This window comes from Kitasatospora sp. NPDC101157 (assembly GCF_044768255.1).
GTDB lineage: Bacteria > Actinomycetota > Actinomycetes > Streptomycetales > Streptomycetaceae > Kitasatospora.
In genome coordinates this window covers 129,709-144,647 of sequence record NZ_JBIWPL010000018.1, presented here as the reverse complement: position 1 = coordinate 144,647, position 14,939 = coordinate 129,709, and the positions used below count along the sequence as shown (strand labels likewise).

Sequence of the window (14,939 nt, the reverse complement as noted above, 5' to 3'; positions counted from 1 at the left end):
CGGCCCCCCCCGGGGGGGGGGGGGGGGGCCGGGGGGGGGGGGGGGGGCCCCCCCGGCGCCCCCCCCCCCCCCCCCCCCGGCGGGGGGGGGGGGGGGCCCCCCCCCCCCCGCGTCCGGGACGGGCTCAGAGCCGGGCCAGGCCGGCCAGACGGCCGAGGTCGGCCTGCTGCACCAGGCCCGCGGCGGTGCCGGTGGCCGTCTCGGTCGCGTTGGTCTGCTGCAGCACGCCGGCGGCCGTCGCGGTGGTGGTGTCGGCCAGGTCGTTCACCGCCTCGGTGGCGGAGAGCCGCTGCTGGTCGCCGCCGAGGCTCGCGGTGGCCCCGGGAACGGTCTGCACGGCGGCGGGCACCAGCCGCGGGTCCACCTCGTCCACCCGGAGCCGGCCGTCGGCGAGCTGGCCGGTGCCGTCCTGCACCAGCGCCAGCGGCTTGCCCACGTCCAGGCCGGGGGTCCTGGCCTGCAGCGGCGCCGCCGGGGCCTCCAGCAGCACCTCGCCGAGGTCGGCGCTCTGGTCGACCAGCGGGAGCGGCAGCTGGGCCTTGGCGCTCGGGCCGAGCTTGCCGGTGGTCAGCTGGGGCACCAGGTGGTCCGGGACCAGCCCGTTGTCGGTGGTCCGGCCGGGCGCCGGCGGCATGACCAGCGAGGTCGGGATGCCGGCGGTGAGGTGGCTGCCCAGCGGCGTCAGCGGTACGTCCGCCGGGACCTGCTGGGTGGACAGCTTGTCCTCCAGGGCTCCGACCTGGTCGGGGGTGACCTTGGCGGCGGAGGCCGCTCCCTGGGAGGCGAGCACGCCCGCACCGACCGCCAGCAGCATCGCGCCGGCCCGCTTGGAGAACTTCATGCTTTTCACCGTTCTGCCTGTCCGTACTGGGGACGTCCTGGGGATCCAGGACTGTGGATCCATCGGGGAGGGCTGCGGGGCCGCAGCCGGAAAGCAATCTGCGCAACGAGTGACCGTGAGTTCGGATTGCGGGCGTTAACCGATTCGGCGTAATAATCCGACCGGAAACCATCCCCGGACGCGCCTCCCGGACTCTTTTCAAAAATCCCCGTAACCTTCCGTGCCGTCATTCTTTGATCTGGACGTCAGTGACTGCAGACCGGGTCTGAGCGTTCGACGCGTTGCTACGCACGGAAACCGAAAGCATTTCAGAGAGGGATCTCCCCATGATCCAGAAGTCCTTCGCCGCCGCCGGCCTGGCCGTCGCCGCGCTGGCCGGTGCCGCCGCGCCCGCCTCGGCCATCGCTGACGCGGACGGCGCCGCCGCGTCCATCGAGGGCAACGGCGGTACCAACTTCACCGGGACGGTCGGGAACAACAGCCCGAACTTCCACTTCCTGGACAACCCGAACATCTGCCTGCCGGAGATCCACAACATCGCCGTCGCGGTGCTCGGCGTGGCCGTCCCGGTCGAGGTCCCGGTCGCCAACAGCGGCGGCAAGCAGTACTGCACCGTCGGCCAGGGCACCCAGAGCCACGGCGACGGGGGCGTGTCCCACCTGGTCGGCTGACGACCCCACAGCTCTCCCCCGCACAGCTCCCCCGAACCACCCTCGAATCGCTCCCCGATTCATCCTTGAGAGGAAAACCGGAAATGATCAAGAAGACCATCGCCGCCGCCGGCCTCGCCGCCGCCGCCCTCGCGATGTCCGCCGGCTCGGCTTCCGCCATCGCCGACTCGGACGGCGCGGCCACCACCGTCCAGGGCAACGGCGGCACCAACCAGACCGGCACCCACGGCAACGGCAGCGCCAACTACCACGCCCTGGACAACCCGAACATCTGCGTGCCGGAGGTCCACAACATCGCCGTCGCCGTCATCGGCGTCGCGGTTCCGGTCGAGGTGCCGGTCCTGAACGTCAACCCGAAGCAGTACTGCAACGTCGGCCAGAACACCCAGTCCGCGGGCGACGGTGGTGTCTCGCACCTGATCGGCTGATCAAGGGGCATGGCACGGACGGAGGGCCCGGGGAGGAAGGTCTCCCCGGGCCCTCCGGGCTTACCGAAGAAGAGCACGAGTCAGAGCACGAGTCAGAGGCAGAGCGCCCGCGGGGCGCTCCCACAGAGAGGGCAGATCCATGAAGAGCACGCTGGCCAAGGCCGTCCTGACCGCCACTGCCGCGCTGGCGCTCGCGGGTGCCGCAACCCCGGCGTTCGCGCACGTCGGCCTGGAGGGCGGCGGCGGTTTCGTCGCCACCGCCGACCAGCCGTTCCTGGCCGGGGGTGAGTGGGGCGTCGCCCACACCTCCGACATCATCGCCGGCGGTGCCGTCGGCGGCGCCGCCACCTCCACCGACCTGGCCGGCGGTGGCGGCGGCTTCGCCCACATCAACGGCTGGAAGTAACGGCACGCCGGAAGGCCGGGCCCCGCACTGAGCGGGAGCCCGGCCTTCCGTCTGCGCCACGGCGCCGTGCCTACTGCTGCTTGAGCATCCGGGCGGCCTCGACCGCCCAGTAGGTGAGGATCTGCTCGGCACCGGCCCGGCGGATCGAGGTGAGCGTCTCCAGGATGGTGCGCTCCCGCTCGATCCAGCCGTTGGCGGCGGCGGCCTCCACCATCGAGTACTCGCCGGAGATCTGGTACGCGGCCACCGGCACCGGCGAGGCGTCGGCGACCTGCCGCAGGACGTCCAGGTACAGCATGGCCGGCTTGACCATCACCAGGTCCGCACCCTCGGCGAGGTCCAGCTCCAGCTCGCGCAGCGCCTCGCGGGCGTTCGCCGGGTCCTGCTGGTAGCTCTTGCGGTCGCCCTTGAGCGAGGAGTTGACGGCCTCGCGGAACGGGCCGTACAGCGCGGAGGCGTACTTGGCCGTGTAGGCGAGGACGCTGACGTCCTGGTGCCCGGCCTCGTCCAACGCCCGCCGGATCACGGCGATCTGACCGTCCATCATCCCCGACGGGCCGACCATGTGGACGCCGGCCTCGGCCTGGACCACGGCCATCTCGGCGTAGCGCTCCAGGGTCGCGTCGTTGTCCACGCTGCCGTCCTCGGCCAGCACACCGCAGTGGCCGTGGTCGGTGAACTCGTCCAGGCAGAGGTCCGACATGACCACCAGCCGGTCGCCGACCTCCGCGACCACGTCGCGGATGGCCTGCTGCAGGATCCCGTCCGGGTTGGTGCCCTCGGAGCCGACGGCGTCCTTCACCTCGGGCAGGCCGAACAGCATGATGCCGCCCACGCCCGCCTCGGCGGCCTCCACCGCGGCCTTCCGCAGGCTGTCCCGGGTGTGCTGGAGCACGCCCGGCATCGAGGCGATCGGCCGCGGCTCGGCGATGCCCTCGCTGACGAAGGCGGGCAGGATCAGCTCCGCCGGGTGCAGCCGGGTCTCGGCGACCAGTCGGCGCATCGCCGGGCTCTGCCGCAGACGACGGGGGCGAACGTACGGGAATTCAGCGGACACGGCTTCTCTCTCCGAACGGTTGTGCAGCGCTGGGGGCGGCGAACCGCCGCCCCCTGCGGGATGGTTGGCGACCCTCAGCGGGCCTCAGCGGGCCTTGCGGCGGGATCCCGGACGGCGCTCGCTGGGCCGGTAGACCGGCTCGCCCGCGGCCGTCGCGGTGTCGCGGCGCTTGGCTCCGAAGTCTGCCAGCGCCTGGGCCAGCGCGGCCGCCGACGGCGCCGGGGCCATCACGTCGACCCGCAGGCCGTGCTCCTCGGCGGTCTTGGCGGTGGCCGGGCCGATGCAGGCGATGACCGTGACGTTGTGCGGCTTCCCGGCGATGCCGACCAGGTTCCGGACGGTCGAGGACGAGGTGAACAGCACCGCGTCGAAACCGCCGCCCTTGATCGCCTCGCGGGTCTCGGCCGGCGGCGGCGAGGCGCGCACCGTCCGGTACGCCGTCACGTCGTCGACCTCCCAGCCGAGCTCGACCAGGCCGGCCACCAGGGTCTCGGTGGCGATGTCGGCGCGCGGCAGCAGCACCCGGTCGATCGGGTCGAAGACCGGGTCGTACGGCGGCCAGTCCTCCAGCAGCCCGGCCGCGGACTGCTCGCCGGAGGGCACCAGGTCCGGCTTCACGCCGAAGTCCACCAGGGCCTGCGCGGTGGTCTCGCCGACCGCCGCGACCTTGATCCCGGCGAACGCCCGGGCGTCCAGGCCGTACTCCTCGAACTTCTCCCGGACGGCGCGCACCGCGTTCACCGAGGTGAACGCGATCCACTCGTACCGGCCGGTGACCAGGCCCTTGATGGCCCGCTCCATCTGCTGCGGGGTGCGCGGCGGCTCGACCGCGATGGTCGGCACCTCCTGCGGCACCGCGCCGTACGAACGCAACTGCTCGGACAGGCCGTGGGCCTGCTCCTTGGTGCGCGGCACGAGGACGTTCCAGCCGAACAGCGGCTTGGTCTCGAACCACGAGTGCGAGGCCCGGTGGGCGACCGTCTCGCCCACCACGGCTATCACCGAGGTCGCCGGGTCCACCGGGGCGGACACCGGCGAGGGCAGCACCCGGGCGGCCTTGAGGTCGGCCGCGATGGAGGACAGCGTGGAGGTGAAGGTGCGCTGACGGGTGGTGGTGCCCGACAGGGTGGCGCTCAGTGCCGAATCCGGCTTGCGGCCGTTGGACACCAGCGCGCTCGCGGTGGCCGGCAGCTGGCCCAGGGTGGTGCGCACCACCAGGGTGGTCTCCGGCGCGCCCAGGTCGACCGGGGCACCGGACAGCAGCTGGACGCCGTCCACGAAGCGGACGTCGGTGCCGGCCGCGCCGCGCAGCGGGACACCCGCGTACGCCGGGACGCCGACCGACTGGGCGACGCCCGGGATCACCTCGAAGGGGATCCCGTCACCCGCGCAGCTGAGCATCTCCTCGGCGGCGCAGCCGTCCAGGCCCGGGTCGCCGTCGACGGTGCGGACCACGTGCTTGCCGGCCCGGACGGCCTCGGCGACCAGCTTGGCCAGGTCGAAGTCGGCGCCCTCGGCGGCCGGGGAGTGCACCTGCACGCCGGCCGGGCAGTGGGTGCGCACGGCCGCGGCGGTCAGCGGGTCGGCGACCAGGACGTCGGCCGAGGACAGCACCTCGACCGCGCGCAGGGTCAGCAGGCCCGGGTCCCCCGGGCCCGCCCCCAGGAAGGTGCACCGTCCGGTGGGCTGCCCGGCCGGGAACAGGGCGTCGGTGGCGGCGGTGGGGCTCATCGGGCTCGCTCCCCCATCAGGGTGGCCGCGCCCGCGTCGAGCAGCCGGGCGGCCAGCGCGTGGCCGAGGGCCCGCGCCTGCTGCTCGGCGGTCTCGTCGAGGACGATCGGACCGTTGGCGGACATCTTCAGCAGGGCGGCGCCGTCGGGGTCTCCGACCACACCGTCCAGCTGCAGTTCGTTCTCCCGGCTCCAGGTGGCCAGTGCGGCCACCGGGGCCGAGCAGCCGGCCTCCAGGGCGGCCAGCAGGGCGCGCTCGGCGGCCACGGCGACCCGGGTGGGGGCGTGGTCCAGCGCGGCGAGCGCGGCGGTCAGACCGGCGTCGGCGGAGTTGCACTCGATCGCGAGCGCGCCCTGGCCAGGGGCCGGGACCATCAGCCCGGGGTCGAGGTGCTGCGAGATCTCGGCGCCGCGGCCCAACCGGTTGAGGCCGGCCGTGGCCAGCACCACGGCGTCCAGCTCGCCGCCGGACACGTAGCCGATCCGGGTGTCCACGTTGCCGCGGATCGCGACGGTCTCCAGCTGCGCCCCGCGGGCCCGGACCCAGGCGTTCAGCTGGGCCATCCGGCGCGGCGAGCCGGTGCCGATCCGGGCCGCGCGCCCGGCGCCGGCCAGCTTCTCCACCAGTTCGTCCAGGGTCAGGCCCTCGGCCGCGACCAGGGCGTCCCGGGCGTCCTCGCGCTCGGGGACGGCGGCCAGCGCCAGGCCCTCGGGCGCGGCGGTCGGCAGGTCCTTGAGCGAGTGCACGGCGAAGTCGATCCGGCCCTCCAGCAGGGCGTCCCGCAGTGCGGAGACGAACACGCCGGTGCCGCCGATCTGCGCGAGGGCCTCCCGGGAGGTGTCTCCGTAGGTGGTGATCTCGACCAGCTCGACGGGGCGGCCGGTGAGCCTGGTCACCTCGCGGGCGACCATGCCCGACTGGGCCATGGCGAGCGCGCTGCGCCGGGTGCCGAGCCGCAGGGCGGCGGCCGGAGCCTGCTCGGTGAGCGGTTGACCATTCATGAGGTGATCGTCCCGGTGGTACTCGTGGGATGGCTGACGGTTCATCTGGTGCCCCCGCCCGAGGGCTGGGGCCGGCCGCCGACGGGCGTGCCCGACACGGCGTGCACGGCCGCCGGGTCGAGGTCGAACAGCTCGCGCAGGGCGTCCGCGTAGGAGGCGCCGCCGGGCTCGGCGGCCAGCTGCTTCACCCGGACGGTCGGGGCGTGCAGCAGCTTGTCGACGACGCGGCGGACGGTCTGGGTGATCTCGGCGCGGGAGCGCTCGTCGAGGTCGGGCAGCCGGGAGCCCAGCCGGCCCAGTTCGGCGGCGACCACGTCGGAGGCCATCGCCCGCAGCGCGACCACGGTCGGCGCGATCCTGGCGGCCCGCTGGGCGGCGCCGAAGGCGGTGACCTCGTCGGCGACGATCCGGGTGACCTCGTCGACGTCGCCGGCGCCGGGGCTGGCGGCGTGCGCGTGGGAGAGGCTCTCCAGGTCGACCAGCAGGGCGCCGTCGAGTTCGTGCACGGCGTGGTCGACGTCGCGCGGCATGGCGAGGTCGAGCAGGGCGAGCGGTTCCGGGGAGGTGCGGACGGCGACCGCGGCGGCCACGTCCTCCGCCCGGACCACCACGCCGGCCGCGCCGGTGCAGGAGATCACCAGGTCGACGTCGGCCAGGGCCTCCGGCACCTTGGCGAGGTCCAGGGTGCGGGCCACGTCCGGCCCGAGGATCTCCACCAGGCGCTCGGCGCGGGCCGGCGTCCGGTTGGCGATCAGCAGGTCGGTGACGCCGGAGCGGACCAGGGTGGCGGCGGCCAGCGAGCTCATCGAGCCGGCCCCGACCACCAGCGCGCGCTTGCCGGCGATCTCGCCCGCGCCCGCGGCGACCTGCTCCAGGCCGAAGGTGACCAGCGACTGGCCGGCCTTGTCGATGCCGGTCTCGCTGTGCGCCCGCTTGCCGACCCGCAGGGCCTGCTGGAACAGCTCGTTCAGACCGCGTCCGGCGGTGTGCTCTTCCTGGGCCTTGGCCAGCGCGTCGCGCAGCTGGCCGAGGATCTGGCCCTCGCCGACCACCATCGAGTCCAGGCCGCAGGCCACCGAGAACAGGTGGTGGACGGCACGGTCCTCGTAGTGGACGTACAGGTGGGAGGTCAGCTCCTCCAGGTCCACCCCGCTGTGGTGGGCCAGCAGCAGCGACAGCTCGGCGACGCCGGCGTGGAACTTGTCCACGTCCGCGTACAGCTCGATCCGGTTGCAGGTGTTGAGCAGGGCGGCCTCGGCGACGGTCGAGGACGCGGCCGCGTCGTGCAGCAGCCGGGTCGGCACCTCACCGGTCAGGGCGGCGCGCTCCAGCACGCCGACCGGCGCCGTCCGGTGGCTCAGTCCGACGACGAGAAGACTCATGCCCGCCCCCCACAGCTCTCGGTGTTCATGCGGGCATCACCGCGGACAGCTCGCCCTCGCCGCCCTTGGCGGCCTTGCCCTTGGCGGCCTGCTCGGCCTGGTCCTTGGCCACCGGTTCGGCTCCGGCGCGGCCCTTGCCGCTGCCGCCGGCCGCCCGGCGCAGCTTGGCGGCGGCCGCCCGGACCGGACCGGGGGCGCGGTCCAGCACCGACTCGGTGCGGTCGGGCTCCTCCCCGGCCTTGCGCTGCTCGTGGAAGGCGAGGATCTGCAGCTCGATGGAGAGGTCCACCTTGCGCACGTCCACGCCGTCCGGAACGGTCAGCACGGTCGGGGCGAAGTTCAGGATGCTCGTCACGCCTGCCTCGACCAGCCGGTCGCAAACCTGCTGGGCGGCGCCGGGCGGGGTGGTGATCACGCCGATCGAGACGTGCTGGCTCTCGACGATCGACTCCAGCTCGTCCATGTGGCGCACCGGCAGTCCGGCGGCGGTGGAACCGACCACGTTCGGATCGGCGTCCAACAGGGCGGCGACCCGGAAGCCGCGGGAGGCGAAACCGCCGTAGTTGGCGAGGGCGTGGCCGAGGTTCCCGATGCCGACGATGACGACCGGCCAGTCCTGGGTCAGACCGAGCTCGCGGGAGATCTGGTAGACGAGGTACTCGACGTCGTAGCCGACGCCGCGGGTGCCGTAGGAGCCGAGGTAGGAGAAGTCCTTGCGCAGCTTGGCCGAGTTCACGCCGGCCGCGGCGGCCAGTTCCTCGGAGGAGACGGTCGGCACCGAGCGCTCGGAGAGTGCGGTGAGGGCCCGCAGGTAGAGGGGGAGCCGGGCGACGGTCGCCTCCGGGATGCCCCGGGCACGCGAGGGTCGGCGCGCGGCGCCCTGGTCAGGCGTCTGCGAACTGCTCTGTGGTGATCGGCCGATTGCCACGGTGCTCCTGTGGGTGAAGCTGGGCTTTGGCAGCCAGGCTAAGCGTTTGTGAACGTGTGCACAAAGATGGTGTCCGATTTGTCCCCGCACAGTGATGCGCATCACGCCGTCGAACACATAGCACCGGCCTGCGTCAGGACGAGCTCCGGGGCCGCGGAGCCGGGCAGCCAGGGGCCGTGCGGCGCCTCCCGGCGCAGCAGTGGCACGGGCCCTCCGGACGGACGGGAGCGGGCCCGGCCCAGCCGCGGCCAGGGCACCCGGGCGGCCTCGCGCAGCGGGCCGGCCCAGTCGTCCGGCGGACAGGACGGGGCGCCCACGCAGTGCCGCAGCAGCTCGGCGGTCACCCGGGCGTCGCCGAGCGCGGTGTGCGCCGGGTACCAGCCCAGACCGGCCGCCTCCGCGCAGGCCGCCAGCCCGTAGCCGCGGATCTCCGGCAGGTGGGCGCGGGCCAGCCGCATCGTGCACAGCAGCGGGACGGGCGGCAGCGGCACCCCGATCCGGGCGAACTCGCGGTCCAGGAAGGCGTGGTCGCAGCTGACGTGGTGACCGACCAGCACCCGGCCCGCCAGCAGTTCCAGCAACCGGGGCGCGATCTCCCGGAACCGCGGGGCGCCCTCGACGTCCGCCTGGCGTATCCGGTGCACATGGGTCGGGCCGACCGGGCCCAGCGGATCCAGCAGGGTGGCGAACTCCCCCTCGGGGCCGAGCCGCTCGTTCAGCAGCACCACCGCCACCTCGACCACCCGGTGCCGCCACGGGCTGCGGCCGGTCGCCTCGACGTCCACCACGGCGAAGCCCCTGCCGCCGGGCAGGGCTTCGGGCGTAGCTGGGGTCGGGCGGGGAAGCATGGCGGCACTCCTCGTGTGCTCAGCCCCCCACGGGCGCAAACGCGTCCGATCGTAAGCCGACCGAGGCGCCCCGCCCCAAGCCGGAACGGAGTGTCTTCGGCAACGATTCGGCGAACCGCCCCCGCCGGTCGGCGGGGGTGGTGGCACACGGACGAACGGCTCCTCAGGCGCCCAGGGCCTTGCGCAGCCGGCTCTCGTCGACCCGCCAGAAGTCGTGCTGCCGGCCGTCGACCAGGGTGACCGGGATCTGCTCCCAGTAGCGACGGTAGAGCTCCTCGTCCTGGGTGATGTCCTTCTCCTCGAAGGCCGCTCCCAGCTCCGCCGCCACCCGGACGATCACCTCCCGCGCCTCGTCGCACAGGTGGCAGCCGGGCTTGGCGACCAGGGTCACGGTACGGTCCGCCGGCTCGGGGCTCTTGCGTCGCAGCAGTGGGCTCACCCCGTCATTGTGCGCCAGTGCGCCTCGCCCGCCGCCCCCGGGACACCCCGGGGGTGGGCCGGGGGAGCTGTTCACCGCACGGGCACGGCTCCGTCACGGCCGCTCCCCTCCCGGCTGGATATGCTCGATGACATGGCCGTGCTCCGAAGGCTCACCCAGGCGAGGCGCTCCTCCACCGAGCGGAGCGCCCTGGCGGGCGAGGCCGCCGCCGCGGCCGCCGAGGCCGCGCTGCGCGCCGAGCCGCTGTCCCCCCTCGCGACGGACGGCCCCACCGCGGACACCCCCGGGCCGGCGACGGCGGTGAGCACCGGGGCCCCCGCCACCGGCAGGCCCGGGAAGGCCCCCAAGGCGCCGGCCGGGAACCACACCCCGGACCGGGACGACCCGCGCGCCGCCGCCTTCTTCGACTGCGACAACACCATCCTGCGCGGCGCGGCCATCTTCTACCTCGGCGTCGGCCTCTACCGCCACGGCTTCCTCACCCGCCGCGACATCGCCCGCTTCGCCTGGCAGCAGGCCATGTTCCGGCTGCACGGCACCGAGGACCCGGACCACATCTCGGACGCCCGCAACACCGCCCTCGGCATCGTCGCCGGGAAGCGCACCGCCGACCTGGAGGCGATCTGCGAGGAGGTCTTCGAGCAGGTCGTCGCCGACAAGATCTGGCCCGGCACCCGCGCGCTGGTCCAGATGCACCTGGACGCGGGCCAGCGGGTCTGGCTGGTGACCGCCGCCCCGCTGGAGGTCGCCCGGATCATCGCCCGGCGGCTCGGCATGACCGGCGCGCTGGGCACCGTCGCCGAGGCCCGGGACGGCCACTACACCGGGCGGCTGGTCGGCGACCTGCTGCACGGGCCGGCCAAGGCCGCCGCGGTGGGCGCCCTGGCCCGGTGCGAGCGGCTGGACCTCGACCGGTGCGCCGCGTACAGCGACTCGGCCAACGACATCCCGATGCTCTCGCTGGTCGGCCACCCGTACGTGGTGAACCCGGACGGCGCGCTGCGGCGGCACGCCCGGGCGCAGGGCTGGCGGGTGCGCGACTTCCGGACCGGCCGCAAGGCGGCCCGGGTGGGGCTGCCGGCGGCGGCAGCGCTCGGGGTGGCGGCCGGCGCGACGGCGGCCGCGGTGGCGCTGCGGCGTCGTCGCCGACACGGCTGAGCCACCCCCGGAGCGGGCCGGACGGCCTCCCGACTCCCGTCCAGGGAACCGTTTCTGCCCCTCCCCCCGGTGGGTGACGGAGCGTCAATCAGCGGTCTGACCTGCCCCCTCGTACGAGCGAACTGCCCGGCGCCGCCCGGCCGCCCGAGCCCGATGCGCGAACTTGTCTCCCCATGACCGGTTCTGATTGTTCGCCAGTCCGGGAAAGTCGGGGGTTGCCGGGCCCCAAGGCTGGGAAACCGCCCGCAGTACCCCCGAATTGGTCACCCTGGGCGCCCGAACGGTCACGTTGAGCCGGAGGAACGATGACATCTCCGGTCAGTGTCAGCCGAATATGCACAACAAATGGATCCCAAACGACCACTTCGACCACACGGTGTAGCTGTCATTGCACAAAGCGTTATTCTCTCCTGGATGCACGTCACCCATGCATCCCGCTCGAACGGGTGCCATGGGGAGTGCTCTCCGCGCAGGCGGAGGTGATCCGTCCACAGTTCTGCCTCTGGGAGTCCCGTGTACCCACCCGTCCGGAACGACGCGCCTGCACCCTCCCGCCCGTCGTCCGCGCCCCTGCGCCCCCGCACCGGCCTCCGCGGCCGCCCGACCGCCGAGCGGCAGATCTCCACCGGCCTGGACCTGCTGCGCACCCTGCTCCGCAGCCAGCTCGCCGCCTCACCCCAACTCGTGCCCGCCGGCGTGCCGTTCGGCCACCAGCACGGCCCGGGCCTGGCGCTGCGCACCACCGCCGCCGGCTCCACCGGCACCGGCTCGCGCGGCCGCACCGGCACCACCGGGGTCGGCCGCAGCCGCACCCGCACCGCGCCGAGCCCCGGCTACGAGACCGAGCACAACCCGATCATGGAGCTGGTCGAGCGGGCCCAGGCGGGCGAGAGCGAGGCCTTCGGCCGGCTCTACGACCACTACGCGGACACTGTCTACCGCTACATCTACTACCGGGTCGGCAGCCGGGCCACCGCCGAGGACCTCACCAGCGAGACCTTTCTGCGGGCGCTGCGCCGGATCGGCACCTTCACCTGGCAGGGCCGGGACTTCGGCGCCTGGCTGGTCACCATCGCCCGCAACCTGGTCGCCGACCACTTCAAGTCCAGCCGGTTCCGGCTGGAGGTCACCACCGGCGAGATGCTCGACTCCAACGAGTGCGAGCGCAGCCCGGAGGAGTCGGTGCTGGAGTCGCTCTCCAACGCCGCCCTGCTGGACGCGGTGCGCCGGCTCAACCCGCAGCAGCAGGAGTGCGTGACGCTGCGCTTCCTCCAGGGGCTCTCGGTGGCCGAGACGGCGCGGATCATGGGCAAGAACGAGGGTGCCATCAAGACCCTCCAGTACCGCGCCGTGCGCACCCTGGCCCGGCTCCTCCCGCCCGACGCGCGGTGAGGCGACGGTGACCGAGGGGGAGACAGGGCCCGGACGGGCCCTGGTCCGGCGACGGCCCGGCGGCCCGTCACCCCGCGTACCCGACCGACACGTCCGGGTGAACGGTCGGTCCGATGATCAGCCGTGCGTAACCGACCGCCCGTACCGCTCGTTGCCCAGCGTGCAAGCCCCCACCAGGCGTACGGTCAAGCCGAATTGCGACCTGTCACCCGATGGAGTGGCTTTGGCCCGCCGGGGCAACCGTCCGGCAGGCCGGGGTGTCGACAACGACGAAGGGAGGTGTGGCCCGTGACGGCAAACGTGCTGGAGCACCGGCGGGCGAAGGCCTTCGCCGAGGCGCTGGAGGCCCACCAGGCGGAGCAACGCCGCACGGCCGGCGCCGATTCGGCCAACACCGCTTCCGCCGAAGCGGGTTCGGTCGCGATGGCCGAACTGGTCGGCCTGGCCGACGCACTGGTGGCGCTACCCGGACCGGCCCTGGACCAGGAGGTCCGGACGGTCCAACGAGCCCAGCTGATGGCCGCGTTCGAGCAGGCCTTCGCTGGCGGGCCGGGCGCCGCGGTGCCCCGCCAGCGCCGCCACCGGGCCATCCGGACGGCGCCGCGCGGCCGGTGGAGCCGCCGCTTCGCGATCGGCGGGCTGGTCGCCGGGCTCGCCGTCGGCAGCCTGGCCGGGGCCGCCGCCGCGAGTTCCAGCGCCCTCCCCGGGGACACGCTGTACGGCATGAAGCGCGGCCTCGAAGGGCTCCGGCTGGACCTCGCGGGCTCCGACTCGGAACGCGGCCGGCTGCTGCTCGACAACGCCGCCACCCGGCTCGGCGAGGCCAACGCCCTGGTCGGCCAGACCGGTTCGAGCACCGTGCTCAGCCCGGCCACCGTCGACCGGGTCCGCCAGGCGCTGGACGACATGCACGCCGACGCCCTCAAGGGCCGCGACCTGTTGCGCTCGGTCTACCGCAGCAACGGCTCGCTGGACCCGATGCGCGCGCTGGCCGGCTTCGCCCACGACGAGGACGGCCGCTGGAGCGAGCTCCAGGGCCGACTGCCGGTCCAACTGACCGAGCAGGCACACCTGGTCGACCAGCTCTTCGACGACATAAGCGAGGACGTCGCGCCCCTGCGCCTGGCCCAGCCCCCCGCCAAGAGCGGTGGCCCGGCCGGCACCGGAGCGGGCGACGCCTCGTCCTCCTCGACCGGCGGCTCCCCGGCCGGATCCGACGCCAACGGCTCCGGCGCCGCGACCGGCTCCGGGCAGTCCCAGGGCAGCACGGGCAACCGTCCCGGTGCCGACCACGCCCCGGCGGGCCCCGGCAGTACGGCCGGCACCGGGAAGGGCGCCGGCCTGCCGAGCACCCTGCCCAGCAGCGCCCCGGACGCGGTCAACGGGCTGGTCGGCGACCTCACCAGCGGGCTCTCCGGCGCGGGCAGGCCCTCGCCGAGCGCCGACGCGGCCCCGCCGCAGGTGCCGCAGCCGCCGTCCGGCCCGCCCAGCACGCCGACGGGTGCCCAGCAGGGGGTGGACGTCCCCCCGCTGATCCCGGGTCTGCTGCCCGGGCTGCGGATCCTCGGCGGCAGCTGAGCGGTGCGGTGTGACGGTGCCCCGGCGGAGCGGACTCCGCCGGGGCACCGTCACACCTGGGCACGTCGGATCAGAAGAACACCGACCGACGCTGCACCAGCAGCTGGTACAGGGTGTGCTGAATGGTCTCGCGCACCTCGTCGGCCAGGTCGAAGACCAGCATCGGATCGTCCGCCGCCTCCGCCGGGTAGCCGTCGGTGGCGATCGGCTCGCCGAAGCGGATCGTCCACTTGGTCGGCAGCGGCAGCATCCCGAGCGGCCCCAGCCACGGGAAGGTCGGCGTGATCGGTACGTACGGCAGGCCGAGCAGCCGGGCCAGCGTCTTCACGTTGCCGATCATCGGGTAGGTCTCCTCCGCCCCGACGATCGAGCACGGCACGATCGGCACCCTGGCCCGCAGCGCCGAGGAGACGAAACCGCCGCGGCCGAAGCGCTGGAGCTTGTAGCGCTCGGAGAACGGCTTGCCGATCCCCTTGAAGCCCTCCGGCCAGACCCCGACCACCTCGCCCCGCTCCAGCAGCGCCTGGGCGTCCTCGTTGCAGGCCAGGGTGTGGCCGGCCTTGCGGGCCAGTTCGTTGACGCCCGGCAGCACGAAGACCAGGTCCGCGGCCAGCATCCTCAGGTGCCGGTGGTGCGGGTGGTGGTCGTGGATGACCACCTGGGTCATCAGGGCGTCCAGCGGGAGGGTGCCGGAGTGGTTGGCGACGATCAGCGCGCCGCCCTCGGCCGGGATGTTCTCGATCCCCTGGACGTCGATCCGGAAGTACTTCTCGGCCAGCGGGCGCAGCAGCGAGAGCAGCACCTCCTCGGTGAGCTCCCGGTCGAAGCCGAACTCGTCCACCTCGTAGTCGCCGGTGATCCGGCGGCGCAGGAAGGCCAGCCCCTCGGTGGCCCGCCCCTCCCAGCCCTTGCCGAACAGCCGGGTGGCCGCCGGGCCGAGCTGCCCGGACAGCGCCCCGCCGACGGCTCCGGCGAGCCGGTCGGCCAGGCCGGGGCCCTCGGGAGAGCTCCAGCTGGGGGCGGACTCGATCGGGATGACCTTGGCCTCACCCGGCACGTTCTCGGCGGCGGCACTCATC

At 73.9% G+C, this 14,939-nt stretch carries 15 protein-coding genes; 6 read left to right on the top strand and 9 right to left on the bottom strand.

Annotated features, from left to right (window positions below):
- Positions 1-124: 124 nt before the first annotated feature.
- Positions 125-841, bottom strand: coding sequence for a hypothetical protein (locus ACIRVF_RS29540; RefSeq protein ID WP_402824286.1), 717 nt, complete (start codon positions 839-841; stop codon positions 125-127).
- Positions 842-1,167: 326 nt separating this feature from the next.
- On the opposite strand from ACIRVF_RS29540, the gene ACIRVF_RS29535 reads away from it, so the two are divergent.
- From ACIRVF_RS29535 to ACIRVF_RS29525, 3 genes are all read left to right on the top strand, one after another.
- A complete protein-coding gene (locus ACIRVF_RS29535; RefSeq protein ID WP_402824283.1) occupies positions 1,168-1,512 on the top strand; it encodes a rodlet layer protein in 345 nt (114 codons plus the stop codon).
- A gap of 83 nt (positions 1,513-1,595) precedes the next feature.
- A complete protein-coding gene (locus ACIRVF_RS29530) occupies positions 1,596-1,940 on the top strand; it encodes a rodlet layer protein (RefSeq protein ID WP_402824279.1) in 345 nt (114 codons plus the stop codon).
- 139 nt (positions 1,941-2,079) lie between these two features.
- Positions 2,080-2,346: a hypothetical protein gene (locus ACIRVF_RS29525; protein WP_402824276.1), complete on the top strand. Its 267-nt coding sequence runs from the start codon at positions 2,080-2,082 to the stop codon at positions 2,344-2,346.
- Between the two features lie 70 nt (positions 2,347-2,416).
- Here the strand turns inward: ACIRVF_RS29525 and hemB are convergent, their stop codons facing one another.
- The 7 genes from hemB to ACIRVF_RS29490 form a co-directional block, all read right to left on the bottom strand.
- Positions 2,417-3,403 carry a porphobilinogen synthase gene (gene hemB, locus ACIRVF_RS29520; protein WP_402824273.1) on the bottom strand — a complete coding sequence of 329 codons (987 nt, stop codon included), beginning with the start codon at positions 3,401-3,403 and terminating at the stop codon, positions 2,417-2,419.
- Between the two features lie 84 nt (positions 3,404-3,487).
- Positions 3,488-5,134 (bottom strand): uroporphyrinogen-III synthase, encoded by a 1,647-nt coding sequence (locus ACIRVF_RS29515; protein ID WP_402824270.1) that lies wholly within the window; start codon positions 5,132-5,134, stop codon positions 3,488-3,490.
- Positions 5,131-6,135, bottom strand: a complete 1,005-nt coding sequence (gene hemC, locus ACIRVF_RS29510) for a hydroxymethylbilane synthase (RefSeq protein WP_402824268.1) — start codon at positions 6,133-6,135, stop codon at positions 5,131-5,133. The genes ACIRVF_RS29515 and hemC overlap by 4 nt, the downstream gene beginning before the upstream one ends.
- Before the next feature lie 41 nt (positions 6,136-6,176).
- A complete protein-coding gene (locus ACIRVF_RS29505; RefSeq protein WP_402824265.1) occupies positions 6,177-7,517 on the bottom strand; it encodes a glutamyl-tRNA reductase in 1,341 nt (446 codons plus the stop codon).
- 25 nt (positions 7,518-7,542) lie between these two features.
- On the bottom strand, positions 7,543-8,439 hold the full coding sequence (locus ACIRVF_RS29500) for a redox-sensing transcriptional repressor Rex (protein ID WP_402824422.1): 897 nt from the start codon (positions 8,437-8,439) through the stop codon (positions 7,543-7,545).
- Between the two features lie 107 nt (positions 8,440-8,546).
- A complete protein-coding gene (locus ACIRVF_RS29495; RefSeq protein WP_402824262.1) occupies positions 8,547-9,293 on the bottom strand; it encodes an exonuclease domain-containing protein in 747 nt (248 codons plus the stop codon).
- A gap of 163 nt (positions 9,294-9,456) precedes the next feature.
- Positions 9,457-9,732, bottom strand: coding sequence for a glutaredoxin family protein (locus ACIRVF_RS29490; RefSeq protein WP_033352812.1), 276 nt, complete (start codon positions 9,730-9,732; stop codon positions 9,457-9,459).
- Between the two features lie 132 nt (positions 9,733-9,864).
- On the opposite strand from ACIRVF_RS29490, the gene ACIRVF_RS29485 reads away from it, so the two are divergent.
- From ACIRVF_RS29485 to ACIRVF_RS29475, 3 genes are all read left to right on the top strand, one after another.
- Positions 9,865-10,890 (top strand): HAD family hydrolase, encoded by a 1,026-nt coding sequence (locus tag ACIRVF_RS29485; protein WP_402824258.1) that lies wholly within the window; start codon positions 9,865-9,867, stop codon positions 10,888-10,890.
- A gap of 570 nt (positions 10,891-11,460) precedes the next feature.
- Positions 11,461-12,282, top strand: a complete 822-nt coding sequence (locus tag ACIRVF_RS29480; protein WP_402824419.1) for an ECF subfamily RNA polymerase sigma factor, BldN family — start codon at positions 11,461-11,463, stop codon at positions 12,280-12,282.
- Positions 12,283-12,570: 288 nt separating this feature from the next.
- Positions 12,571-13,860: a DUF5667 domain-containing protein gene (locus ACIRVF_RS29475; RefSeq protein WP_402824255.1), complete on the top strand. Its 1,290-nt coding sequence runs from the start codon at positions 12,571-12,573 to the stop codon at positions 13,858-13,860.
- A gap of 70 nt (positions 13,861-13,930) precedes the next feature.
- Here the strand turns inward: ACIRVF_RS29475 and ACIRVF_RS29470 are convergent, their stop codons facing one another.
- Positions 13,931-14,938, bottom strand: a complete 1,008-nt coding sequence (locus ACIRVF_RS29470) for a lysophospholipid acyltransferase family protein (RefSeq protein ID WP_402824252.1) — start codon at positions 14,936-14,938, stop codon at positions 13,931-13,933.
- Between the last annotated feature and the right edge of the window lies 1 nt (position 14,939).

What these genes read in the sequence shown, in the direction of transcription:
- ACIRVF_RS29495 (WP_402824262.1), bottom strand. Translation starts at nt 9,293, where the DNA reads ATGCTTCCCCGCCCGACCCCAGCTACGCCCGAAGCCCTGCCCGGCGGC.
- ACIRVF_RS29505 (WP_402824265.1), bottom strand. Translation starts at nt 7,517, where the DNA reads ATGAGTCTTCTCGTCGTCGGACTGAGCCACCGGACGGCGCCGGTCGGC.
- ACIRVF_RS29515 (WP_402824270.1), bottom strand. Translation starts at nt 5,134, where the DNA reads ATGAGCCCCACCGCCGCCACCGACGCCCTGTTCCCGGCCGGGCAGCCC.
- ACIRVF_RS29470 (WP_402824252.1), bottom strand. Translation starts at nt 14,938, where the DNA reads ATGAGTGCCGCCGCCGAGAACGTGCCGGGTGAGGCCAAGGTCATCCCG.
- ACIRVF_RS29535 (WP_402824283.1), top strand. Translation starts at nt 1,168, where the DNA reads ATGATCCAGAAGTCCTTCGCCGCCGCCGGCCTGGCCGTCGCCGCGCTG.
- ACIRVF_RS29540 (WP_402824286.1), bottom strand. Translation starts at nt 841, where the DNA reads ATGAAGTTCTCCAAGCGGGCCGGCGCGATGCTGCTGGCGGTCGGTGCG.
- ACIRVF_RS29530 (WP_402824279.1), top strand. Translation starts at nt 1,596, where the DNA reads ATGATCAAGAAGACCATCGCCGCCGCCGGCCTCGCCGCCGCCGCCCTC.
- hemC (WP_402824268.1), bottom strand. Translation starts at nt 6,135, where the DNA reads ATGAATGGTCAACCGCTCACCGAGCAGGCTCCGGCCGCCGCCCTGCGG.
- ACIRVF_RS29525 (WP_402824276.1), top strand. Translation starts at nt 2,080, where the DNA reads ATGAAGAGCACGCTGGCCAAGGCCGTCCTGACCGCCACTGCCGCGCTG.
- ACIRVF_RS29485 (WP_402824258.1), top strand. Translation starts at nt 9,865, where the DNA reads ATGGCCGTGCTCCGAAGGCTCACCCAGGCGAGGCGCTCCTCCACCGAG.